24 protein-coding genes and 1 riboswitch are annotated in these 21865 nt (G+C 74.0%); of the genes, 12 read left to right on the top strand and 12 right to left on the bottom strand.

Going from position 1 to position 21865, the window contains the following annotated elements:
• The first annotated feature begins 97 nt into the window (after positions 1-97).
• Positions 98-242, top strand: a riboswitch (cyclic di-AMP (ydaO/yuaA leader).
• Positions 243-247: 5 nt separating this feature from the next.
• Positions 248-1018, top strand: coding sequence for a C39 family peptidase (locus ABD352_RS32730; protein WP_344616390.1), 771 nt, complete (start codon positions 248-250; stop codon positions 1016-1018).
• 13 nt (positions 1019-1031) lie between these two features.
• Here the strand turns inward: ABD352_RS32730 and ABD352_RS32725 are convergent, their stop codons facing one another.
• Entirely contained in the window at positions 1032-2360 is a 1329-nt protein-coding gene (locus ABD352_RS32725) for a methyl-accepting chemotaxis protein (RefSeq protein WP_344616389.1), read from the bottom strand.
• A 136-nt stretch (positions 2361-2496) separates the two neighbouring features.
• On the opposite strand from ABD352_RS32725, the gene ABD352_RS32720 reads away from it, so the two are divergent.
• From ABD352_RS32720 to ABD352_RS32685, 8 genes are all read left to right on the top strand, one after another.
• Positions 2497-2943, top strand: coding sequence for a hypothetical protein (locus tag ABD352_RS32720; RefSeq protein ID WP_344616388.1), 447 nt, complete (start codon positions 2497-2499; stop codon positions 2941-2943).
• Positions 2940-3242, top strand: a complete 303-nt coding sequence (locus ABD352_RS32715; protein WP_344616387.1) for a hypothetical protein — start codon at positions 2940-2942, stop codon at positions 3240-3242. The genes ABD352_RS32720 and ABD352_RS32715 overlap by 4 nt, the downstream gene beginning before the upstream one ends.
• Positions 3243-3291: 49 nt before the next feature.
• Positions 3292-3834, top strand: coding sequence for a TetR/AcrR family transcriptional regulator (locus ABD352_RS32710; protein ID WP_344616386.1), 543 nt, complete (start codon positions 3292-3294; stop codon positions 3832-3834).
• Between the two features lie 71 nt (positions 3835-3905).
• Positions 3906-4928 carry a medium chain dehydrogenase/reductase family protein gene (locus ABD352_RS32705; RefSeq protein WP_344616385.1) on the top strand — a complete coding sequence of 341 codons (1023 nt, stop codon included), beginning with the start codon at positions 3906-3908 and terminating at the stop codon, positions 4926-4928.
• 217 nt (positions 4929-5145) lie between these two features.
• On the top strand, positions 5146-6732 hold the full coding sequence (locus ABD352_RS32700) for a methyl-accepting chemotaxis protein (protein WP_344616384.1): 1587 nt from the start codon (positions 5146-5148) through the stop codon (positions 6730-6732).
• A 234-nt stretch (positions 6733-6966) separates the two neighbouring features.
• Positions 6967-7707: a polyprenol monophosphomannose synthase gene (locus ABD352_RS32695; RefSeq protein ID WP_344616383.1), complete on the top strand. Its 741-nt coding sequence runs from the start codon at positions 6967-6969 to the stop codon at positions 7705-7707.
• 157 nt (positions 7708-7864) lie between these two features.
• Positions 7865-8326, top strand: coding sequence for a PPOX class F420-dependent oxidoreductase (locus tag ABD352_RS32690; RefSeq protein ID WP_344616382.1), 462 nt, complete (start codon positions 7865-7867; stop codon positions 8324-8326).
• A 73-nt stretch (positions 8327-8399) separates the two neighbouring features.
• Positions 8400-9632, top strand: a complete 1233-nt coding sequence (locus tag ABD352_RS32685; RefSeq protein ID WP_344616381.1) for a condensation domain-containing protein — start codon at positions 8400-8402, stop codon at positions 9630-9632.
• 3 nt (positions 9633-9635) lie between these two features.
• On the opposite strand, the gene ABD352_RS32680 is transcribed toward ABD352_RS32685, so the two are convergent.
• Positions 9636-10511, bottom strand: a complete 876-nt coding sequence (locus ABD352_RS32680) for an ADP-ribosylglycohydrolase family protein (RefSeq protein ID WP_344616380.1) — start codon at positions 10509-10511, stop codon at positions 9636-9638.
• 123 nt (positions 10512-10634) lie between these two features.
• Between ABD352_RS32680 and ABD352_RS32675 the strand changes: the two genes are divergently transcribed.
• A complete protein-coding gene (locus ABD352_RS32675) occupies positions 10635-12050 on the top strand; it encodes a GAF domain-containing protein (protein WP_344616379.1) in 1416 nt (471 codons plus the stop codon).
• 32 nt (positions 12051-12082) lie between these two features.
• Entirely contained in the window at positions 12083-13435 is a 1353-nt protein-coding gene (locus ABD352_RS32670) for an SWIM zinc finger family protein (protein ID WP_344616378.1), read from the top strand.
• A gap of 27 nt (positions 13436-13462) precedes the next feature.
• Here the strand turns inward: ABD352_RS32670 and ABD352_RS32665 are convergent, their stop codons facing one another.
• Together ABD352_RS32665 and ABD352_RS32660 are read right to left on the bottom strand one after the other, a co-directional pair.
• Positions 13463-13873 (bottom strand): hypothetical protein, encoded by a 411-nt coding sequence (locus ABD352_RS32665; protein WP_344616377.1) that lies wholly within the window; start codon positions 13871-13873, stop codon positions 13463-13465.
• 285 nt (positions 13874-14158) lie between these two features.
• Positions 14159-15043 (bottom strand): ABC transporter substrate-binding protein, encoded by an 885-nt coding sequence (locus ABD352_RS32660; protein WP_344616376.1) that lies wholly within the window; start codon positions 15041-15043, stop codon positions 14159-14161.
• A 227-nt stretch (positions 15044-15270) separates the two neighbouring features.
• On the opposite strand from ABD352_RS32660, the gene ABD352_RS32655 reads away from it, so the two are divergent.
• Positions 15271-15696 (top strand): hypothetical protein, encoded by a 426-nt coding sequence (locus ABD352_RS32655; protein WP_344616375.1) that lies wholly within the window; start codon positions 15271-15273, stop codon positions 15694-15696.
• A 50-nt stretch (positions 15697-15746) separates the two neighbouring features.
• Here the strand turns inward: ABD352_RS32655 and ABD352_RS32650 are convergent, their stop codons facing one another.
• The 8 genes from ABD352_RS32650 to ABD352_RS32615 all read right to left on the bottom strand — a co-directional run bounded on the left by ABD352_RS32650 (position 15747) and on the right by ABD352_RS32615 (position 21743).
• Positions 15747-16145 (bottom strand): hypothetical protein, encoded by a 399-nt coding sequence (locus tag ABD352_RS32650; RefSeq protein ID WP_344616374.1) that lies wholly within the window; start codon positions 16143-16145, stop codon positions 15747-15749.
• Entirely contained in the window at positions 16142-17287 is a 1146-nt protein-coding gene (locus tag ABD352_RS32645) for a hypothetical protein (protein ID WP_344616373.1), read from the bottom strand. The genes ABD352_RS32650 and ABD352_RS32645 overlap by 4 nt, the downstream gene beginning before the upstream one ends.
• A gap of 208 nt (positions 17288-17495) precedes the next feature.
• Positions 17496-18011, bottom strand: a complete 516-nt coding sequence (locus ABD352_RS32640) for a GtrA family protein (protein ID WP_344616372.1) — start codon at positions 18009-18011, stop codon at positions 17496-17498.
• A 312-nt stretch (positions 18012-18323) separates the two neighbouring features.
• Complete coding sequence (locus tag ABD352_RS32635) at positions 18324-18941, bottom strand: DUF6518 family protein (RefSeq protein ID WP_344616371.1); 618 nt, start codon at positions 18939-18941, stop codon at positions 18324-18326.
• Positions 18942-19010: 69 nt separating this feature from the next.
• A complete protein-coding gene (locus ABD352_RS32630; RefSeq protein ID WP_344616370.1) occupies positions 19011-19652 on the bottom strand; it encodes an NAD(P)-dependent oxidoreductase in 642 nt (213 codons plus the stop codon).
• 169 nt (positions 19653-19821) lie between these two features.
• Entirely contained in the window at positions 19822-20463 is a 642-nt protein-coding gene (locus tag ABD352_RS32625; protein ID WP_344616369.1) for an SRPBCC family protein, read from the bottom strand.
• On the bottom strand, positions 20460-20813 hold the full coding sequence (locus ABD352_RS32620) for an ArsR/SmtB family transcription factor (RefSeq protein ID WP_344616368.1): 354 nt from the start codon (positions 20811-20813) through the stop codon (positions 20460-20462). The genes ABD352_RS32625 and ABD352_RS32620 overlap by 4 nt, the downstream gene beginning before the upstream one ends.
• A 48-nt stretch (positions 20814-20861) precedes the next feature.
• Positions 20862-21743 carry a UbiA prenyltransferase family protein gene (locus ABD352_RS32615; RefSeq protein ID WP_344616367.1) on the bottom strand — a complete coding sequence of 294 codons (882 nt, stop codon included), beginning with the start codon at positions 21741-21743 and terminating at the stop codon, positions 20862-20864.
• Positions 21744-21865 lie beyond the last annotated feature (122 nt).

Genomic DNA, 21865 nt, shown 5'->3' with positions numbered 1-21865 from the left:
GGTCGCAGCATTTCGGACCCCAGTTCCCGGCCCGGATACCGCTCAGTAATGTCGCGGCGTCCGGGCCGGACCCTCTGCCATCCGAACGGGTGGCGCCGGCCCTGATCCGCCGAGTCGCGTACGCGAGCCGGGGACCCATTCCAGTCCCGGGGTGAATCCGCCGGCCCTCACGGTCCGGTGGTAGGGCGATCTTTCCCGCCCGAATCCGTCAGCTAACCCGGTAGGCGGCACCGGAAGGAGTTCCGCTGTGCGCTACCCAGATCTCGACCTGCCCAAGCTTGCGCGAAGGGCGGAAGCCGGTCGGCGTGCGTTGGCCAGGCGGCCGATCCCCGCGCTGATCGGCTCGGCCGCCATGCTCGCCGCCGCCGTGACAACGGCCGCTGTGCTCCACGAGACGTCCGACCCGGCCGACGCCCACGTCGCCGCGGCGGCCGTGCCCGCACCTGCCACCGCCGCCCCCGGCAAACCGGCAGACCCGCCCGCCCCGGACCCGCTGCTGACCGCGCCGGAGGAGCACAGCGTCGACTACGACTTCCAGTTCCAGCCTAACTACTACTACTGCGGCCCGGCCTCGACCCGCATGGCGCTGACCTCCTCTGGCGTCTCGATGTCGCAGGGCGATGTCGCCTCCCGCCTGGGTACCACGGTCAACGGCACGAACTCGGCGGCCGACGTGACCCGGGCGATGAACGGGGTGCTGGGCAAGGACGAGTACCAGACCCACTGGATCCCGGGCCAGCAGGCCACCGGCGCCCAGGCCGAGCGGCTGCAGCGCGACGTCGTCGCGGCGATGAGCGGCGGGCGGGCCGTGGTGGCCAACATCGTCGGCGGCGCCACCGACGCGAGCGGCGTCTACCACGAGTTCTCCGGCGGCCACTACATCACGCTGGTCGGCTACCGCGACCGCGGCCGGGCGGTGCAGGTCGCCGACCCGTCGGGCATGTTCGGCCCGCGCACCTACTGGATGTCGACCTGGAACATGGCCAACTGGATCGCCGCCCGGGGCTACTCGGCGTAGCGCCCGGCAAACGTCAGTCGGCGACCATCTCCTGGGCCGGCTCCAGGCGCAGGAGATGGTCCAGGAAGCCCTCGATGCGGGCCTGGGCGGCCGGGTCGAGCTGTTCGAACTCGATCCCGGCCTCCTCGCCGTAGTCGCCGTTGATGATGCGCACGACGCGGCCGCGGGCCGGGATGCGCTCGTCGCCGAGCTCCAGGATCAGCTCGACCCGGCCGCCGACGCTCACGTGCCACTCCGGCACGATCGAGCAGCGCATCCCGCTGATGCTGAGGTCGAGCATCTCCACGTCGTGGCTGCGCTCGCCGACGCGGATCGTCGTGCGGCCCTCGACGGCGGCCCGGCTGTGCCGGCGCCGCTCGAGGCGGTCCGTCACCTGGTTGAGCGCCTCGACCCGGCCGACCGCCTCGCGGACGCTCTGCACCAGCCGGTGCACGACGTCGCGCTGGCGCACCGAGACGTCGTTGAGCTCGGCGGTGACGCCGCCGACGGAGACCACGCCGTCGCTCATGTCGGCGATGACCGAGGCCATCGCGGCGGCGTCCGCGCCGAGGGCCTCCACCGTGGTGGCGATCTCGTCGGTGGAGTCCTTGGTCTTGGAGGCCAGGGCCTTCACCTCGCCGGCCACGACGCTGAAGCCGCGCCCGGCGGCGCCCGCCCGGGCCGCCTCGATGGTCGCGTTGAGCGCGAGCAGGTTGGTCTGCCCGGCGATGCCGGCGATGAGCGTGGCGATCCCGTCGACCCGCCCCAGGCTCGCGTTGACCGCGCCGACGACGGTGTCCACGGTGGACGCCCGGCCGACGACGGTACGGGTGACCTCGTGCGCCGACGACGCCTGCCGCTCGATCGAGTCGGCCGCGTCGAGCACCGCGTCGGCCTGGGCCATGACGTTGCGCAGCTCGGTGAGCACCGCCTCGCTGGTCTGTTCGAGGATCTCCCCGGCCCGCCGGCGGGTGCTCTGCTCGGCCAGTTGCTGGCGCACCGTGTTGCGCACCAGCTGGGCCTCCTTGGCAGACCGCTCGCGCTGCAGGTGGTCCTCCTGCTCCTGCATCGCCTCGAACATCTGGTCCAGCTGCCGGCCCAGGTCGCCGATCTCGCTGGTGTCGGGGTTCGCGCCGATGCGCCGGGTGCGGTCCCCGGCGTGCAGCACGCCGCTGATGCGCCGGGCCGAGGCCAGCACCGAGCGGGTCAGCAGCAGCGCGGCGGCGACCGCGAGGGCCAGCCCGAGCAGGATGATGTCGGTGACGAAGAGCCGGACCCGCGTGTAGCTGCCGTTGGACTGCCGTGGGTCTGGCCGAGCCCGACGAGCGCGACGGCGCTGCCGATGACGGCCGGGACGGCGCACACCGCGACCACCAGGTACACCCGGGCGCGCAGCGAACGCCCTTTGCGCTGTTGCGGTTCCTGCATGCCGACACCCCTCCACCCGGCCATCGGCACGCCCGGCAACGCCTTTACGGTTTGCCGTTATCGTGCCCGGTGTGCCGCTGCCGCCCGATCTGCACGACCTGTTCGCCGAGCCGGACTTCTGGGCCGATCACCACGGCGCCCGCGAGCGCCCCTTCGACGGCGACCGCTGGGAGGGCCACCCAGGCTGGATGGTGACGGCCGAAGCCGGCGGGGGCCACGCGCTGGTCCTGGAGATCGACATCGACCACGGCGCGACCTACCTCCACCTACGCGGGCCGGGCCGACCGGCGCGGCACACCCTGGCCTGGATCGACGGCGCCCACCCGATGCCGCACGCGCTGCGCTGGGCGGAGCTGGACCTGTTGGGCCGGGCCGCGGCGCTGACCGACCCGGGGCTGCGCCACCCCGCATACCTGTGCGCTGATGGGGAAAACATCGCCGGGCGGGCGCGGACCACCTACTCTCGTCGATGGAGTCGCACCGCGCCGCAACCCGAGCGAGGGAGAGGACGAACGTGAGCCCGGAAGTGGCCGCCCTGTGCGTCGCCGCGCTGCTCGTGTGCGGGTACCTCGCCCTGGTCGTCATGCACCTGATCGCGCTGCGGGCCCGCGGCGCCGCCGACGACCGCTACCGCCCGCGGCTGGCCCTGTGGCTGGCCCGCACCGCCCAGCGCCGACGCGACCGGTTCGAGCGCGACGCGGTCCGGTTGCTGCTCACCGGCCGGATCGACCGGGCCCGCTACCACACCGCCATGGCCGCGATGGCCGCGCAGGACCGGGCCGAGCAGCCGCCCGGCCTCCCCCGCCCCCAGCACTGACGGTCCGCGCGGGTTGACAGAGCAGGTTTGTAAGTGTGTACTGACTTACATGCGCAGCACCGCCGAGGCCCGCCGGGCCGCCGTTCTCGACCGCGCCGTGTCCGTGTTCGCCCGCAACGGCTACCACGCGACCCCGGTGACGGCCGTGGCCGCGGCGGCCGGGATCTCGGAGGCCTACGCCCTGCGGCTGTTCTCGGGCAAGCAGGGCCTGTTCGTGGCGGCCGTCGAGGCCTGCTACGACCGGATCATGGCCACGCTGGAGGCCGCCGCCGAGCGGGCCGGCACCGACGAGCCGGCGAAGCTGCTCGAGGCCCTCGGCGACGCCTACGCCGACCTCATCGCCGACCGGGACCTGCTGCTGTTCCAGGTCCACGCGCAGGGCGTCAGCGACGTGCCGGAGGTCGGCGCGGCGGTGCGGGCCGGCTACAAGCGGCTCGTGCACTTCCTGCGCACCGCGGGGGCCACGGACCGGCAGATCCAGGAGTTCGTCGCCTACGGGCAGCTGTGCCACCTCATCGTCACCGCCGGGCTGGACGGCGTCGACGAGTCGTGGGCCCGCGCCCTGACCGATGGGATGCGGCACGTGCCGTGACCCCGGCGCCGTTTTCGTGGCGCGAGATGTAAGTGAGTGCACACATACAAACCGAGGAAGGGGTACCGCACATGCGCACCGCCACCGAGATCGTCCTCCCCGGCGTCGTCGAGCCCGCCGGCCTGCTCGTGCGCGACCGGGAACTCGCCGCCCCGGCCGCCGGCCAGGCCCTCGTGCGGGTCGAGGCCACCGGCGTGTCCTTCGCGGAGCAGCAGATGCGCCGCGGCAAGTACTACGACCAGCCGCCCTTCCCGTTCACCCCCGGCTACGACCTCGTCGGCCGGGTCGAGGCGGCCGGCCCCGGCGTCGACCCGGCCCTGGTCGGCACCCGCGTCGCGGCGGTCACCAAGACCGGCGGCTGGTCCACCGCGGTCCTGCTCGACGCCGCCACGCTGATCCCCGTCCCGGACGGGATCGACCCGGCGGCCGCCGAGACCGTCGTGGTCAACGGCGTCACGGCGTGGCAGATGCTGTACCGCGTCGCGAAGGCCCGCCCGGGCGGCACCATCCTCGTGCACGGCGCCAACGGCGGCGTCGGCTCGACCCTCACCCAGCTGGCCCGGCACGACGGCATCCGGGTCGTCGGCACCGCGTCGCCGCGCCACCACGACAAGGTGCGCGCGCTGGGCGCCGAGCCCCTCGACTACCGCGCGCCGGACCTGGCCGAGCGGGCCCGGGCCCTGTCCCCCGGCGGCTACGACGCCGTGTTCGACCACGTCGGCGGCGCCGGCATCGCGGACTCGTGGCGCCTGGTCGCCCGCGGCGGATCCCTGGTCTCATACGGTACGGCGGCCACCCGCGACGACGCCGGCAACGCCCGTCTGCCCGTGCTGGCCCTGTTCACCCGCCTGCTGTGGTGGAACGCGCTGCCCAACGGCCGCAGTGCGTCCTTCTACAACCTGTGGGCCGGCAACCGCCGCCCCGAGGCGTTCCGGGCCCGGATGCGCGAGGACCTCACCCGCGTCTTCGCCCGCCTCGCCGACGGCACGCTGACCGCCCAGGTCGCGGCCCGGGTGCCGCTGCGCGACGCCGCCGAGGCGATGCGGCTGGCCGAGTCCGGCACGGTCACCGGCAAGGTCGTCCTCGTCCCCTGAGCATGGCCGCAATGGGGCCGTAGCCCCCGAACCAGATAAGTCGGGCGCTCCGCGCCACGACTTATCTGACTTTTGCCCCGCCAGGTTATAAGTCCGACATCCACGTGCTGCTCGCCCAGCTCGGCGCGGCCTGAACGCGAGGGCACTTTGGGCTCAGCTTCGGGCCGGGGCCGCCGATGCGCATGGGCGCAGGGAGTCGGACTCGCATTGGGGTGTCATGATCCGAAACCTCCCGATCGCCGCGAAGCTCGCGTCGACGGTCGCCGTGGTGTGTGCGCTGCTGATCGGGGTGGGCTTGCTGGGCATCGTCCAGCTCAGGGCGGCCCAGTCGCGGCTACAGGAGATGTACGACGACAACCTCCAGGACATCGGCGACCTCGACGACGTGGCGCTGGCGTTCCGGACGGTGCAGTACCAGGTGGCGAACCTTGGCCTGGCCGCCACCGACGAGGACATGAAGGCCGCGCTCGCCGCCATCGACGAGGCCAACGGCGCGCTCGACGAGTCGTGGCAGCAGTTCCGGGCGCTGCCCTCGGCCGGCAGTGAGGCCGATCGCCAGGCGTTCGAGTCCGCCGTCGGCGGGTACCGCACCGTGCTCGAGCAGCATCTGCTGCCCGTGGCGCGGTCCGCCACGACCGACGCCGAGGCGCTCATCGCGCTGCGCAAGAGCAAGGCCGACCCGCTCACCGCCGCCGGGCAGGCGGCCCTGGACCGGCTCGACGCGAGCGTCGTCGAGAAGGCCCGGCACACCCTGGCCGCCTCCAAGAGCTCCTACAGCCGGTCGCGGTGGCTGATCGTCGGGCTGATTCTCGCGGCGGTACTGCTGGCCGCCATCCTGGTCGCCACGGTCAGCCGGATGATCTCCGGGCCGCTGCGGGCGACCGTTCGGGTGCTCGAGGGCGTCGCCGGCGGCGACCTCAGCGGCCGGCTCGAGGTGCGCGGCCGCGACGAGGTAGGCCGGATGGGCACCGCGCTCAACAGCGGCCTGGAGCGGCTCGGCAGCTCGCTGCGCGAGGTCGACGGCAACGTGGCCCGCGTCTCGACCGCGGCCGAGCAGCTCACCCGGGCGGCCGGGGCGATGAACGACAGCGCCGTGCGCTCCTCGGGCGAGGCGCGCACGGCGTCGCGGGCGACCGAGGAGATCACCCAGGACATCGGCACGGTGGCCACCGGCTCGGAGGAGATCGGCGCGTCGATCCACGAGATCGCCCGCAACACGTCGGGCGCGGCGGCCACCGCCGACCGGGCCGTGCGCGAGGCCGCCGACGCCACCGGGGTGCTCAACCGGCTCGGCCAGTCCTCCGGCGAGATCGAGACCGTGGTCCGGCTGATTACCTCCATCGCCGAGCAGACCAACCTGCTGGCGCTCAACGCCACGATCGAGGCCGCCCGCGCGGGCGACGCCGGCAAGGGCTTCGCCGTGGTCGCCACCGAGGTCAAGGACCTGGCCCAGGAGACGGCCCGGGCCACCGAGGACATCGCCCAGCGGGTCGGGGCGATCCAGCGCGACTCCTCGGCCGCGGTCGCCGCGATCGAGCAGATCAGCGGCGTCATCACCACCATCCGCGACGCGCAGGCGGGCATCGCCGCGGCCGTCGAGGAGCAGTCGGCCACCACCGCGGAGATGAGCCGCACGGTGAACCAGGTGGCCGGCCGGGCGAACCAGATCAACAGCAACGTGACGAGCGTCGCGGCGGTCGCCGACGAGACCACGGAGGTGGCCCGCGGGACCGCCGGGACGGCCGCCGAGCTCAACGGCGTGGCCGAGGACCTGCGGCGGACCGTGGCGGTGTTCCGGTACTGACGCCTTCCCCGCGGTACGAGCGATGATTTTTGGGTAATGGCACTGTCCCGATGCGTAACCGGATCGTGGACGGGTTGCGGCGATGCGGTGGCGCGCGCTGATCAAGGCCGCTAGCCTGCCGTCGTGACGGCCCTGTGGGGCCGGTCCGATATCGTGCAACCTACGAAGGATCCGCCCAAATAGTCATCGACCAGCGAGCCATCGATCGGCGCCCGGTGCGCTAGGGGATTATCAGTGCCAGACGAGCTGCAGAAGATCACGGTTGTCGTGCCGACCTACAACGAGAGGGAGAACCTACCGGAGCTTGTCGCGGAACTCACCGCGCTGCAATTGCCGGGCCTGCACGTCCTCGTCGTGGACGACAACTCGCCCGACGGCACCGGCGAGGTGGCCGACAAGCTGGCCGTGGAGGCCGCGGTCCCGGTCGGCGTGCTGCACCGCACCGCCAAGGACGGGCTCGGCCGGGCGTACGTGGCCGGCATGCAGCGCGCGCTCGACGAAGGCGCCGACATCGTGATCCAGATGGACGCCGACCTGTCGCACCCCACGTCGGCGATCCCGGCGATGATCGAGGCGCTGCGCAACGAGGGCGTCGCCGTCGTGCTCGGCTCGCGGTACGTGCCGGGCGGATCCGTGGCCGACGACTGGTCGTGGCACCGCAAGGCGCTCTCGTCCTGGGCGAACTTCTACGTCGACACGCTGCTGCGGATGAAGGTGCGCGACGCCACCGCCGGGTTCAAGGCGTGGAAGGCCGCGACGCTGCGCCGCATCGACATCAATTCGATCCGCAGCAACGGGTACTCCTTCCAGGTCGAGATGAACTACCGCACCGTCCGCGCGGGAGGGCGCATCGCCGAGGTCCCGATCCGGTTCTCCGACCGGACGCACGGCGCGTCCAAGATGAGCCTGAAGGTGCAGATGGAGTCGGCGCTCATGCCGTGGAAGCTGCTCTTCGGCCGCCGCCCGGCCAAGTAGCGGTTCGGCTCCCCGGCCGGACTCGTAGGCCGCGGTCGCGCAGTTCAGCAGCGCGGCCGCGATCCCGGCGCCGGACCGCCCGCGGGCGACCTCACGCGGGATGGCCCGTTCCCGCGGGGTCAGCGCGGCGAGGCGGCGCTGCGGGTACGGTCGACCCATGGCACGAAAGATCGCGACCAACGACCGGGTCGACCGCGCGGCACTGCTGGAGTTCCTGGCCCGGCGCCACCACGGCATCGTCATCACCAACCGCGCCGACGGGCGGCCGCAGGCCTCCCCGGTCTCGTGCGGGGTGGACGGCGAGGGCCGGATCGTGGTGTCGACCTACCCGGAGCGGGCCAAGGTGCACAACCTGCGCCGCGACCCGCGGATCTCGGTGCTGGTCCTGTCCGACGAGTGGAACGACGCCTGGGTCCAGGTCGACGGCGTGGCCGAGGTGCTCGACCTGCCCGAGGCACTCGAGCCACTGGTCGAGTACTACCGCAGCATCGCCGGCGAGCACCCGGACTGGGACGAGTACCGCGAGGCGATGCGGGCCCAGGGCAAGTCGCTGCTGCGGATCACCATCGAGCGCTGGGGCCCGGTGGCCACCGGCGGCTTCCCGGCCCGGCTGGGGTGAGCGCGGGGAGAACCCCATCCCGGCCGAAATATCAAGTCTTGCGGGCCGCGCGGGTGGTGCCGATCCTTGGCCGATGGAGGTCACCCACGTCGATGTCCCGTTCGCCGGCGAGGGGTCCGGCGAGGCCGAGCTGACCTGGGGCCAGCGCGCGATGTACCAGGCCATGCTCCGGGAGCGCTCCTGGATGCCGATGGGCGGGCATCGCGGCGTGGCCGGGGGCACCACGGTCGCCGCGGTCGCCGCCGAGCTGTGCTACACGATGGAGCGCTACCAGGCCTTCCGCACCCGGCTGCGGCCGCGCGGCGAGGGGCCGCCCGCGCAGGTGGTCGCCGGCGCCGGCGTGGCCTGCCTCGACGTCGTGGAGGCGGGCGGGGCCGACCCGATCGAGGTCGCCGTGGCGGTGGAGCGCTCCTACCGCGAGGCCGAGCCGGACCTGGCCCGGGACTGGCCGATGCGGATGGCGGTCGTCTGCCGCGGCGGCGTCCCGGCCCGGCTGGTCGCCGTCATGCCGCACCTGGTCACCGACGGCCTGGGCGCGGCCGTCATGGTCGACGAGGTCACCCGCCGGGTGGCCGGCCCGGTCGCCGGGCTGACCCCGCTGGAGATCGTCGACTGGCAGGCCTCGCCGGCCGGGGTGCGCCAGCACGCGGGGGCGCTGCGCCACTGGGAGCGGCACGCGGCCGGGCTGGACGCGTACGGTCCACGGGTCGTGCACGGGCCGCGGTACCGCAAGTGCCTCCTCGAGTCGCCCCGGCTCGCCACCCGGCTGCCCCACGCGGCCGCGCGCACCGGCGTGGACGAGTCGACCGTGCTGCTGGCCGCCTACCTGACCGCGATCGGCAGGGTCGCCGGGCGCGGCACGGTCGCGGTGCGGCAGGTGGTGTCCAACCGGTTCCGCAGTGGACTGTCCGGTGTGGTCAGCCCGATCACCCAGCTCGGGCTGTGCGCCGCCGACGTCTCCGGCGGGTTCGACGCGGCGGTGGCGGCGGTGGCCCGGGCCGCGCTGCCGGCCCGCAAGCACGCCTACTACGACCCGTTCGCCCTCGACGCCCCGCCGACGCCGTGCTTCAACGACCGGCGATCGAGCACCGCCACCGCGTTCGGCGACGCCTTCGGCACGTCCCGGCCCGGCACGGTGGAATGGTCCGAGCCGCTACCCGGGCCGACCGAACCGTTGTTCCTGCACGTGGACGACGTGCAGGAACAACGGTTCAGGGCGGTACGGCTGATGCTCGACGCCGACACCGCGTGCTTCGCCCCGGACGAGGTCGAGGCGATCGCCCGCGCGATCGAGGACCTGGTCTAAGGCCTAAGGCAGCGGCTCGCGCTGCGCCAGCCACAGCGGGGGGATGCCGGCCCGACCGGTGTGCGCGGCCACGATCCCGCCGGCGATGGCCGCCATGGTGTCCATGTCCCCGCCGGCCTCGATGCAGGCGAGCACCGCGGCCGGGTAGTCGGCCAGATGGTTGGCGGCGACCCACAGCGCGAACGGCACCGTGTCCTGGGCCAGCACCCGGGAGCCGTTGCCGAGCTCGTACGCGGCCTCGCCGACGCTCGCGCCGAGCAGCCGCCGGGCCCGCCGCACGCCGTCGCGGACCTGCCCGTCGACGAGGTAGCCGAGCACCGCGTCGAGCAGCTCGGCGGGGGTGGGCCGGTTGCGCACCAGGCGGGCCCAGCCGGCCTCGGCGGCGGCGACCGCCACGGCGACCGCGCCCAGGATGCCCTCCGCGTGCGCGTGGGTCACCTCGGCCGAGCGCATCGCCTCCAGAGCGGCGGTTTTGCTGTCGCCGGCGTGCAGGGCACCCAGCGGGGCGACCCGCATCGCGGCGCCGTTGCCCATCGAGCCCACGCCGTCGAAGGCGTCGCGGGCGACGCTGCGCCAGGGCTCGCCGTCGCGGATGCGGTGCAGGATCACCACCGCGCCGCCGCCGTAGCCGCGGTACGGGTCGTAGCGGCCGGCGAAGGCCCGGGCCAACCGGTCCTGGTCCAGCGGGCCGGGGTGGCGCAGCTCGGCCACGAGCACGGTGGCCATTTCGGTGTCGTCGGTCCACGGCCAGGAGCCTGCTGGTGCGGTACCGTCGAAAAGGTCCGACAATTTGGTGCCGGGAACGAAGAACTGGGCGCCCAGCGCGTCCCCGACACTGAGGCCGTCCAGGCTGTCGATGCAGAGCGAGAAGTCGGTCATATCGGCCGTTCATCTTATGCCTATGCACGCAATTGCCGCAGCCCCGTCCGTGTGGCCGATACCAGCACAAACACTCCGAGCGGTACACCGGAGATGTACGGTGCCGAAGAAGCCGGAGGTGCCATGATCGATGTGCTGGGCACCGAGGCGGCCGTGCGCGATCCGGCGCGGCTGCGCGCGGTGGCGGCGACCGGCCTGCCGGCAGCCCCGCATCCCTGGTTCGATCGCCTCGTCGCGCGGGCCGGACAGGCGGTGGGGGTGCCGGTCGTGCTGCTGGTGCTCATCGAGCGGTACCGCGAGATCCTCCCAGGCGCCGTCGGCCTGCCCGAGCTGTTGCAGCAGCGGCGGGAGACCCCGCTGGCCAGGTCCATCTGCCAGTACGTCATCGGCGCCCGCGCCCGGCTGGCCATCACCGACGTGCGCCGCGACCCGGTCCTGCACTCCAACGACGGGGTCCGCGACCTGGCCGCCGCCGGGTACGCCGGCATCCCCGTGCACGGGCGCGACGGCCACGTGGTGGGGGCGCTGGGCGCGATCGACGTGCGGCCCCGGGCCTGGAGCATCGACGAGCTGAACCTCCTCGACGGCTTCGCCGCCCGGTGCGGCCGGCGGCTGCAGCTGATGAGCGCGAGCGCGCCGCCCGACCCGCCCCCGCCGGCCCCTTCGCCGGTCGCGGACCCTTCGCCGGCGGCGGACCCCTCGCCGGTCCCCGGCCGCACGCTGTGGACGCCCCGGCTGCCACCCGGCCTCGTCCTCGACCCGCACCCGCGCCCCGGGGGCCCCGACATCGCGCTGGCCGGCCGCTGGCACGGCGAGCCGGTCACGGTCGTGATCCGCGCCGCCGACGACCCGGCGGCCGTGCGCCGCTTCCACCGGCGGGTGGCCGTCGCCCAGGCGTTCCGGCGCGATCCGCCGCTGGTGAGCGCGGACGAGTACCGCTGGCACGACGAACGCACCCTGGTGCTGGCCCGCGCGGCCGGCGAGCCCCTGCGGCCGGACCCCGACCCGGCGCAGTGGTCGGCGGTCATCCGGCTCGCCGCGCTGCTGTCGACATGGCGCCCCGACCCGAGCGACGCCGCCGCGTGGACGGTCGACTACCCGGCGTGGATCGCCCGCCACGAGCGCACCGGCCAGCTCACCGCCGACGACGCCCGGCGCCTGCGCATCCTCCTGCGCCGCTGCGCCGGCGACCGCGCCTTCGCGCACGGCAACCTGACCCCGGGCAGCGTCGTGCGGCTGCCGTCCGGGCGACTGGCGCTCACCGGCTTCGCCGCCGCCGGCATGTACCTCGCCGGCTTCGACCTCGCCACCCTGGCCCTCGTCGCCCCGGACGCGCCGAGCCGGCGCGACATCGACGACCGGGTGGCCGACGCCGACATCGCCGAGCCCTTCACCGTCAACCTGATGCTGCACGCCGCCGAGACAGGCGCGACCCCGCCCGGGACGACGACGCCGGCCCGACTGGCCCAGCGCCACGCCGCCATCCGCGCGGCCCGCCGCCACGCCCACCTGATGATGGGCCGCCTGGGCATCGCCTGAAACTGTCGTACCCCCCGGCTAGGTTGGCTGCCATGAGCGCCGTCCAGGAGTACCGCTACCTCGCCCCGTCCACCGCCGGCACGTCCGGCGTCGCCCTGCAGACCTGCGGCGGCCCGGCGGCCAACCCGCGGTTCTTCTCCGGCTTCCTCACCACGCCCCCGGCCGCCGCCGCGGGTCTGCTCGCCGTGGCCGACGTGGCCCGCACCCGCTACTTCCAGCCCCGCCCGACCGCCTTCCTCGACCCGGTCGTCACCGGCGGCGCCGACCGCCTGCGCTTCGAGTCCTTCTCCGCCTGCTGCGGCGTCTACGCCCGCCTCGACGCCCTCCCCGCCGGCCTCGACGGCGAGATGCTCGGCCACGGCACCACCAACGTCGACATCAACCCGCCCCTGCGCGAGTCCCTCGCCCGCATCGCCGGCCTCGACCCGCTGCACCTGTCCGTCGGCCCCGACGACCTCACCGCCTCCACCCTCGACGGCACGGTCGTGGAGAAGAAGGTGCCCCTCCCGGCCCGCTGGCTGCGCGGCTTCGCCGAGGTCCACGTCCTGTCCGCCGCCTTCGACCTGCGCGCCGAGCTCAACCCCGCCGAGGCCGCCGCCTTCCTGCGCCGCCTGCCCGGCGCGAGCGACCGCTCCGTCCTGTGGGCCGTGCCCGCCGGCCGCACGCTCCGCCTGACCTCCCGGGCCGCCCCGGGGGCCGTCTGCCTGGCCGGGGCGGGCCGCCTCGCCGCCCTGAAGAGCCTCCTGCGGCACTGCACGGCCCTGCGCGTGTACGGCCCGCCCGTCCGCTCGGGCTCGTCCGCCGTCGCCAGCGCCTGGGAGCTGGACACGGGCGCCCTGCGCCTGACCCTGACCCTCTCCCCCGAGCCGCACCGCGGCTTCTCCGGCGAGGGCGCCGCCCTGACGTCACTGGCCGCCGACGAGGTCACCGACGACGCCGACGCGATCGGCACCCTGCTGTCCTGGGACCCCACCATCGACGTCGCCGACCTGTCCGCCTCGGCCGCCCTCCCGCCGGACCGGGTCCGGGCCGCCCTGGCCCAGCTCGGCACCGCCGGCCGGGTGGGCTACGACGTCGCCGAGGCGGGGTACTTCCACCGGGTCCTGCCGTACGACGCCACCCGCGCCGAGCGCGACAACCCGCGCCTGGTCGGCGCCCGCGCCCTGGCCGAGTCCGGCGCCGTCACCTTCGACCCGCTCGCCGGCGCCCCGCCGGCCGTTGCCGCGACGGTGCGCAGCGGGGATCAGACGTACCGGGTCCGCCGGCTCCCGGACGGCTCCATGACCTGCACCTGCCCGTGGTGGGCCAAGCACCGGGGTGACCGCGGCCCGTGCAAGCACGCCCTGGCGGTCACGATCCTGACCACTTCCCCGGCCCCGGTCTGACCCGCCCCCTACGGCTCCCCTGGGCTGTTACCGGCCCGGTTCGGCCGGTGCCCTGCGTCGCCTGTCGCGGACGAGCCGGCCGATCGTGATGGCGAGCAACGTGCCGCCGATCACCGTCAGCGGGATCGACCCGATGACGGCGCGCACGCCCGGCGGCGTGCGGAACGCCTGGTCCGGCGCCCACGGGTACATCCTGGCGGAGACGGTCGCGTCGTCCTCGTCCACGTCGTCGATGCTGACCGCCCGCGGCGGGCCGCCGCCGTCCGGCGTGAACTCGCCCCAGCAGGTCGGGCCGTGCTTGGGCAGCGTCCCGCAGTCGGTGGTCGTGACCCGCCCCGGCGTGCCCAACCCCGGCACGAGCGGGACCAGGCCCAACACCCCGATGCCCATGACTAGCAGGCCTAGCACGAGGCCGCCGACGACGGCGCTCTTCCGCATGGCGCCCACGATAGGCCACCAAACGATCTACGGCCGTCCCCGCCACCCTGGCTGCGCGGCGAGCGGGACCGGGGCCGCCAGGTCGGCGGGCTGGAGCAGGCGCATCCAGGGGTCTACGCAGGGGCGCTTTGCGGGCGCGGTACGCGGGACGGACGCACACCAGGCCGACCAAGTCCGGGTACGCCGTAGCCGCAGCTCCGGGCGCACCTGGGACGCCTTCGGCACGTCGATCACGCGACGGTCCGCCGTAGCCGCAGCTGCGGGGCTCCTGGGGTGCCTTCGGCCTTACGCGATCCTCTGCACGGCGCCGGGGGGTGGCGGGGCGGCGGCCTCGGGGTGGATGACGGCGGCGAGGGCCTCCACGCCGTCGACCAGGCGCGGGCCGGGGCGGACGACCAGGCCGTCGGCGTCGATGGCCCACACCTGGCGGCCGGGGAAGTGCCGCGCGACAGTCTCGGCCTGGGCGGCGGCGCCGTCGAGGTGGTAGCCGCACGGGGACACCACGACCAGGTCCGGCTCGGCGGCGGCCAGCTCGGCCCACTCCGCCTGCACCGAGCGGGCGCCCGGCCGGGCCGCGACTGGGGTGCCGCCCGCCGCCGTGACGAGGTCCGGCACCCAGTGCCCGGCCCGGAACGGCGGGTCCACCCACTCCACGACGAGCACCCGCGGGCGGGGCCGGCCGGCGACCCGGGCGGCGACGGCGGCGAGCCGGTCGCGCAGGGCCGCGACCAGCGCGGCCGCCCGGTCGGGCACGCCGGCCCGCTCGCCCACCGCGACGATCGTGGCCAGCACCTCGTCGAGCGTGTGCGGGTCGAGGGAGAGCACGTCGGCCCGGCAGCCGAGGTGGTCGAGGGCCTCCTCGACGTGGCCGGACGGCAGCGCGCACACCCGGCACAGGTCCTGGGTCAGGATGAGGTCGGGCGCGAGCGCGGCGAGGGCCCCGGCGTGCAGCGTGTACAGGTCGGCGCCGGCCGCGAACTGCGACCGCACGTACTCGTCGATCTCGCCCGGCGCCATGCCCTTCGTGTCGCGGCCCCCGACCACCACGGTCTTCTCCGAGCGGGCGGCCGGCGGCTCGTCACACTCGAACGTCACCCCGACGAGGCGCTCCCCCAGCCCGAGCGCGTACACGATCTCCGTGGCCGAGGGCAGCAGCGACACCACACGCATAACGCCGACCGTACCCCCGCGGGCGCGCACCCGGGCGGCGGACCGTCCACTGTGGTCCCCAAGCTCAGCCGGGAGACGGGGGCTGGCACGCCCGGCCGGCCCGAGTCCTGGCCGGCGAGGGGGCCGGCGGCGGGTGGCACGATTCCGGGATTTGAGCCGGTCCGCGGGGGCCTAACGTTTTCATCAACAGCGAGGACGCAGACCTTCCGAATACAAGGGGAACCACGATGAGCGACATCGACGCGGGCTACGACGGCGGCCACGGCGACGTGGACTACGGCCACTACGAGGCGGGCCAGGAGCACGGCGCGCTGGACCAGCTGCACCAGGCCCACGGCTCGGAGGCCGACTACAACAACCAGTACGGCGTGTACGAGAACGACCACCACGCCGACACGTCGACCGACTACAACCACGGCACGCACGTCGCGTTCGACCAGGGCCCGTCGGTGCACTACGAGGCCGACGAGTACACCAACTACAGCCACGACGCGAGCGTCGACGACCACGTGTTCGCCGCCGAGGGCAGCGAGAACGCGCACCAGGCCGAGTTCGGCGAGATGGACGCCCTGCAGGCCCGCTTCGACTCCGCGTTCATGAACGGCACCGAGTTCCACGGTGGCTCCGCCGGGCTGGGCATCGCGTCGAGCTGATCGAGCGCGCTACGAACGGCCGGTCGCCCGCACGGGTGGCCGGCCGTCGGCTATTGCGGCGGCAACCGGCGGCGCACCACGAGCAGGGCGACGATGCCGGCGATGGAGGCCAGGGTGACGACGGCCCCGGCGGCGGTCGCGGCGGGGCTCACCTCGTTGACCGTGTCGCCGTTCAGCGTGGCCGGGACCCGGGCGCCGGGGTCCTCGGCGTAGGTCTCGACGAATTCGACTTCGTCCCGGCGTACCGAATGATCGGCAGTTTCGAACGTGCCGGTGCACTCGTAGCGGGGCTTGCGGGCCGCGTTGTCCTGGGTGCAGGCCTGGACCGTGATCGTGCCGCGCTTGCCCGTCGCGTAGTGGACGAGGTCGGTGACCACCGCGGCGCCCGCGCACAGCGCCAGGAGGGCCAGCAGGCCTGCCGTGGTCAGCAGTGCGCGGCGCCGGGTCATCTGGCCATGCCGGCGAGGGTCTTGGGAAGGCTGTTCTTGACGGCGGTGATCATGCGGTCCCGGATGTCATTCTTCGACTTCTGGCTCCACTCGCCGCCGTCGTTGCGCTGGCCGTTGAAGTCCAGCTTGTAGATGACGTTGCTGTCCTTCAGCGCCAGCGTCAGGTGCACGGTCCCCTTGAGGTCGGCGTTGACCGGGGGCGTCTCGTAGATGATGGCGTCCTCCCCGAGTCCGGGCACGGGGCCGTTAGGGCCGGCGAGCTTGGCGGTGTCGATGTCGCTGTTGTGCTGGGTGGCAGCGACGGAGGCATCATTGTACGCGAATGCCTGGAACGAGATGGTACCCGTCTGCAGGGTCGGCTTGTTCGCGTCGTGGAGCCGCATGAACGTGCACGACGCGCTGTTGACGACCGACTGGGGCACCCGCTGCGCGAACGGCTTGGCGTTCTCGGCCTCGAAGAGGTCGTACAGCGAGGTCGGGTCGGAGACGGTACAGAGGTCCTCGGGAAGCTTGGCCAGGTCGTACTTCCCGGCCCCTCCCTTCGTCGCCGGCACGCCACCGCCGGCGCCCCCGGAGGCGGAGCTCGACGGACCGCCCGTGTCCTTGTTGAACAGCCGGGTCGCGCCGTACACGCCTCCGCCGACCACGAGCAGGCCCACGACGATGAGCGCGGCCAGCAGCGCCGGGGACGTGCCGCGCCGGCCCTGCGGGATCGGTCCGGTGACCGACTGCTGCGGGTAGACCGGCGGCATGCCTGCCGACGGGCTTGGCGGCCCAAACGACGGCATCCCCGCCGGCGGGCTTGGCGGCCCGACCGGCGGCGAGACTGGCGGCGCGGCCAGGGAGACCGGCAAGGGGGCGTACGCCGGGGAGGACACGGGCGCGGCGGAGAAGGCCTGGGTCCGCGGGTAGTCCGGCACGGCCGAGACGGGCGCGGCGGCGGGAACGGCGGCCGTGGACGTGGCGGCGCCGGCCATGCGGTTGACGTACAGCGAACCCTCGGCCACCACCAGCTCCGGCTGCTCCGCCACGACGGGCGCGATGCCGAGCGTCTCGTGCAGCATCGTGGCCACGAGCGGGATCCGGCTGGAGCCGCCGACCAGGTACAGCCCCGCGACCGCGGCGGTGCCGACGCCGGTCATGGTCGGCGAGAGTAACAGCCCGGATCCGTTGGTATTGCTGGAAATCAGCCGCTTTTGCCGTCGAACTGGAGCAACCCCTCCGGTCTTCGACGCGCTGAAGCGTGCGGCGGCGCCGCAGGAGGCGGGCGTTGGCCTGGAGCGGCCGGAAGCCACGACAGCGGGCGCCGACGCCCGGCCGGTGAAGATGCGGCCGCCTGGTGGCGTGGCCTCAGGAGACGGCCCGGCCGACCGCCTCGCGCTCCTCGGCGACGGGCGCCGGGGCCGCGGGCCGGTCCCGGAACACCCACCAGCGCGACGCCGTGTACGTGAACACGGCCACGAACGCCGAGGCGAGGACCCGCGCGATGCGGTAGTCCAGCCCCAGCGCGGCCAGCCCGGTGGTGACGCCGACCGTGATGAGGTAGTCGCCGACGGTCACGGCGACGTACCGGGCGATCTGGCCGCCGACGGGCGCGTGCGAGCGGAAGTTGACGGTCCGGTTGAGCGTGAAGTTCAGCCCGAACGCCCCGATGTAGGCGATCGACACCGCGACCGGCATCGGCAGGTGCGTCCAGTGCCGCAGCATCGCCAGCACCGCGAGGTCGATGCCGAACGTGAACGCGCCGAGCAGCGCGAAGCCGACCAGCTCCCGCGGCAGGATGCGGCGCAGGCGCGGGGGCAGCCGGTCGACCCAGGCCGTGAGGAGGTCCCCGAGGCGTTCGGCGCGCGTGCGCTCCAGCGTCATAGGCCCATCATTCCCGAGCCGTCCGGCACCCCTGCGCCCGCCGTCGGATATCGGCCCGTTCCGTCGGCTCCCATTCGTCTGGGGTTCATCCGCCGCCCCGCTCCGTCCGGCGCACGGCGTCATCCACCCCGCGGCCGACCGGCAAAAGGCGTCATGCGCTGCCCCGCCCCGTCCGGCGCAAGGCGTCAACCGCCGCCCCGCGGCCCACCGGCAAAAGGCGTCATGCGTCGCCCCGCCCCGTTCGGCACAAGACGTCAGCCGCCGCCCCGTCCGGTGCAAGGCGTCATCCGCCGCCCCGTCCGGTGCAAGGCGTCATCCGCCGCCGTGCCTCGTGAAGGCGACATCCATGACGAGGTCCAGCACGAGGTAGCCGCTGAGCCCGACCGCCGCGGCCGGGGCGAGCGCGAGCGCGCCGTAGACCCGGTCGCGCGCGCCCCGGCCCAAGGCGAGCGGGACCAGCACCCCGATGACGGCCACGATCACCGCCTCGCCGACCGGCCGGTGGCTCACCAGCAGGTACGCCCCCTCGGCCAGGAAGACCCCGCCCAGCAGACAGAGCCCCAGGACCCGCCGATGCCGCCGCTCGTCGCGCCACCACGCCCCCGCGGTCGCGAAGAGCGGGCCGCCGAGGAGCCCCACCGCGGACCACTGCACCGGCCCGTGCACGTGCGCCCGGTCGACCGCGTGGTGGGCGAACACGACCAGGGCGCCGTAGTACCCGAGCACCGCGCCGACCAGCACCGCCGTGCCGGCGAGCCAGGTCCGCCACCGGCCGTCGCGCCACACGGCGCCGGCCGCGAACGCGCCGACCGCCCAGACCGCGCCCGAGTTGGCCAGGCGGCTCGAGCCGCCCGGCAGCACGTCGCCGAGCAGCAACGTCACCACGCCGAGGAGCAACCCGGCCAAGCCGGCCCGCCAACCAACCGCCACGGCCGCGAATCCTTCCATGCGGCTGTGGAGATTCGGTGTGCAACGAGCGAGGACCCCGCGGCCGCGCGGTCAGGAGCCGGCGGTGAACCGTTGCCGCGCGTAGCGGCTGTGCTCGATCTCATCGACGAACGCGGCGGCGAAGTCGCCGTTCGTGATCGTCGCCTCGCCCTGGTCGTTGATGACGGGGCTGTCGCCTGCCGCGGTTCGATACCGCCCGGTCTTCTCGCCCGGCACGAGGTGGTGCGGCGGCGGGCTCATGTACGTCCACTCCACCCCCTCGGAGGCGCGCAGGACGGCGAGCGCTTCGGCCTGCGCGAGCGCTTCGTTGCGGTACTGTTCCGGGAACCCCGCCTCGTCGACGGCACGCACACCAGGGGCGACCTGCAGGCTACCGCCACCGCCGACGAACGCGAGCCGGCTCACCCCGGCCCGGGGAAGCACGTCGAGCAACGTGCGCGCCGCCTGGGGAATGCGGGAACGATCTTCAGTCGAACGGTCGGTGACCGCGGCGACGACCACGTCGCTGCCGGCGACCGCGGCCATCACCGAGTCCGGGTCGTCGAGGTCCGCGACGACGGCGCGGGCCCCCTCGACCCTGGACAGCCGCGACGCGTCGCGGCCCACGGCGGTGACGTTGTGGCCTCTGCTGATGGCCTCGCGCGCGATGGTGCCGCCCAGCCATCCGGAAGCGCCGATGATCGTGACGTTCATGGACCGTCCCAGTCTGCGACACACGTCGCCATTCCAGGCGCTGACGGCAGCGGCAACGCGCCACCGCTCAGCGGCATTCGATCAGCCGGTCCGCATCGGTTGACCGGATCAGCGTAGCGCCACCGTCCCGCCACCGCCGGGGAAACGGCCGGTCGAGGCGGCCGGCGGGTCAGGCTTCGCCGCCGAAATGGTGGGTGGCGAAGGCCACGGCGGCGGCGAGGTCCTCGTTGGACGTGCCCCAGGCGGCCTGGACGACGGCGCCCCAGGCGGCGCAGCTGCGGGCGGCGAACTCGCGTACCTCGGGGTCGGCCTGCCACGCCTCGACGTCGAGGGCGGCGTCGTGCAGGAACAGGTCCAGGCCGAGCAGCGCGAGGTCCCAGCCGCCGCCGATGCCGATGGTGCCGCCCGGGCCGTAGGCCTTGACCATCTCGTCGACGATCGCCGCGGGCGCGGAGTGCTCGAGCTCGAGGAGCGTGCCGTCGTCGCCGTGCGGAGCCAGGCGCAGCTCGACCTCGGTCGGCATGCCCTCGCCCAGCTCCCACGTCACCTTGAGCAGCCGCGGCGGCTCGCAGCGCAGGATCTGCCCGCCCGCGTTGCCCTTGAGCTGGTAGGTGCCGCCGAGGCGCAGGTCGCCCTCGACCGGGGCGAGCCAGCGGCCGATCCGGTCCGCCTCGGTGCAGGCGCTCCAGACGTCCTGCACCGAGGCATCGTAGGTGCGGCGCAGCAGCACCGAGCGCCCCGCGCCGCCGGTGACCGCCGCGTCGCCGAGCTCGCGGTGGACGGCGTTGACCTGGTTGACGATGTCGATCACGTGTCCTCCTCGGAAGTGGCATGACCGGACCGCTTGCGGCGGCCGCGGGCGAGCTCGGTGGCCAGGGCGTCGAGGCGCTGGCTCCAGAAGCCGCGGAAGCGCTCCAGCCAGGCGTCGACCTCCTGCAGCGGCGCCGCGTCGACGGCGTAGAGCCGCCGCGTGCCGTCGGCGCGCACCGTGGCGAAGCCGGCCTCGCGCAGCACCTTGAGGTGCTGCGACACCGCCGGCTGGGAGATCCCGAACTCGGCCCGGACGACCTCGCTGATCGCGCCCGCGGGCCGCTCGCCGTCGGCGAGCAGCTCCAGGATGCGGCGCCGCACAGGGTCCCCGAGCACGTCGAAGGCGTGCACGGATCGAGAATGTCACCCCGTACTTATATAAGTCACGCCTGAAATATGTCAGCCGACGTAGGCGTAGGCGAAGCCGATCGTCGGCACCCCGAACAGCAGCGAGACGACGGCCATCTTCGCGATCGTCGGCCGGACGGTCAGCACCGCGTAGCCGGCCAGCAGCACCGGCACCATCACCAGCTGCGGCACGAGCGTCGAGCGGGGCACCAGCACGCCCCGCCACGCGCACAGCACCGAGAAGGCCAGCGCGGCGCCCCACAGCGCGACGCCGAGCCGGTGCGCGAAGCGCGGCCCGAAGCGCACCGCGAACGTGGTGTCACCGGCGCCACGGTCGGCGGCCAGGTCGGTGACCGTGGTCGGCACGTAGAGCGCGGCCGCGAACAGCAGCCCGATCAGCCCGAACTGCCACGGGAACTCCCAGGGCGGCCGGGTGATGGACCAGCCCGCCGCCGGCGACACCACCCCGACGACCACCGCGTTGACCGCGACATCCCAGCCGGGCCGGGTCTTCAGCCGCAGCGGCGGCACGCTGTAGGCCCAGCCGAGCGCGAGCACCCCGAGCACGCCGAGCACGAACAGCGGGCCGACGAACACCGCGGCGGCGACGGCGGCGAGGGAGATCCCCCAGTACCACCGCCGCAGCCTCGTCGCCGAGACCACCCCGGTGACTAGGGGCGCGTCCGCCTTGCGCGGGTTGGCGCGGTCGCTCGGCAGGTCGTGCAGGTCGTTCTGGGCCAGCACGGCGCCCCAGATCAGCGGGCCGAGCACGAGCAGCGCCACCACGGCCCGCGGCACGGTGGCGGCGTCGGGCCACCACGCGTGGCCCGCGAGCACGGTGCCGAGATACGCCGGCACCCAGGAGACCGGCCAGAACCAGGGCCGGGACACCGCGACCATGAGCGCGGCGGGACGTTCCAACACCCCCGTCATAGTTCGCATCATCGTCCTCGATGGCTGTGCGGGCACTGAGAGCCCTGTCACGGCCCGGGAGGACGCGCGAGGCGGACCGCGCGGGCACTGAGAGCCCTGACACAGCCCAGGAGGACGCGCGA

It is taken from the genome of Dactylosporangium salmoneum (assembly GCF_039532525.1).
GTDB classification, from domain to species: Bacteria; Actinomycetota; Actinomycetes; order Mycobacteriales; family Micromonosporaceae; genus Dactylosporangium; species Dactylosporangium salmoneum.
The sequence above is the reverse complement of the archived record's forward strand: the minus strand, read 5'-3'. Positions and strand labels throughout refer to the sequence as shown.

Bases quoted from the DNA above. Each gene is read 5' to 3' on its own strand.
- ABD352_RS32710 (WP_344616386.1), top strand. From the start codon at position 3,292: ATGCGCAGCACCGCCGAGGCCCGCCGGGCCGCCGTTCTCGACCGCGCC.
- ABD352_RS32705 (WP_344616385.1), top strand. From the start codon at position 3,906: ATGCGCACCGCCACCGAGATCGTCCTCCCCGGCGTCGTCGAGCCCGCC.
- ABD352_RS32700 (WP_344616384.1), top strand. From the start codon at position 5,146: ATGATCCGAAACCTCCCGATCGCCGCGAAGCTCGCGTCGACGGTCGCC.
- ABD352_RS32690 (WP_344616382.1), top strand. From the start codon at position 7,865: ATGGCACGAAAGATCGCGACCAACGACCGGGTCGACCGCGCGGCACTG.
- ABD352_RS32685 (WP_344616381.1), top strand. From the start codon at position 8,400: ATGGAGGTCACCCACGTCGATGTCCCGTTCGCCGGCGAGGGGTCCGGC.
- ABD352_RS32680 (WP_344616380.1), bottom strand. From the start codon at position 10,511: ATGACCGACTTCTCGCTCTGCATCGACAGCCTGGACGGCCTCAGTGTC.
- ABD352_RS32675 (WP_344616379.1), top strand. From the start codon at position 10,635: ATGATCGATGTGCTGGGCACCGAGGCGGCCGTGCGCGATCCGGCGCGG.
- ABD352_RS32670 (WP_344616378.1), top strand. From the start codon at position 12,083: ATGAGCGCCGTCCAGGAGTACCGCTACCTCGCCCCGTCCACCGCCGGC.
- ABD352_RS32665 (WP_344616377.1), bottom strand. From the start codon at position 13,873: ATGCGGAAGAGCGCCGTCGTCGGCGGCCTCGTGCTAGGCCTGCTAGTC.
- ABD352_RS32660 (WP_344616376.1), bottom strand. From the start codon at position 15,043: ATGCGTGTGGTGTCGCTGCTGCCCTCGGCCACGGAGATCGTGTACGCG.
- ABD352_RS32655 (WP_344616375.1), top strand. From the start codon at position 15,271: ATGAGCGACATCGACGCGGGCTACGACGGCGGCCACGGCGACGTGGAC.
- ABD352_RS32650 (WP_344616374.1), bottom strand. From the start codon at position 16,145: ATGACCCGGCGCCGCGCACTGCTGACCACGGCAGGCCTGCTGGCCCTC.
- ABD352_RS32645 (WP_344616373.1), bottom strand. From the start codon at position 17,287: ATGACCGGCGTCGGCACCGCCGCGGTCGCGGGGCTGTACCTGGTCGGC.
- ABD352_RS32640 (WP_344616372.1), bottom strand. From the start codon at position 18,011: ATGACGCTGGAGCGCACGCGCGCCGAACGCCTCGGGGACCTCCTCACG.
- ABD352_RS32630 (WP_344616370.1), bottom strand. From the start codon at position 19,652: ATGAACGTCACGATCATCGGCGCTTCCGGATGGCTGGGCGGCACCATC.
- ABD352_RS32615 (WP_344616367.1), bottom strand. From the start codon at position 21,743: ATGACGGGGGTGTTGGAACGTCCCGCCGCGCTCATGGTCGCGGTGTCC.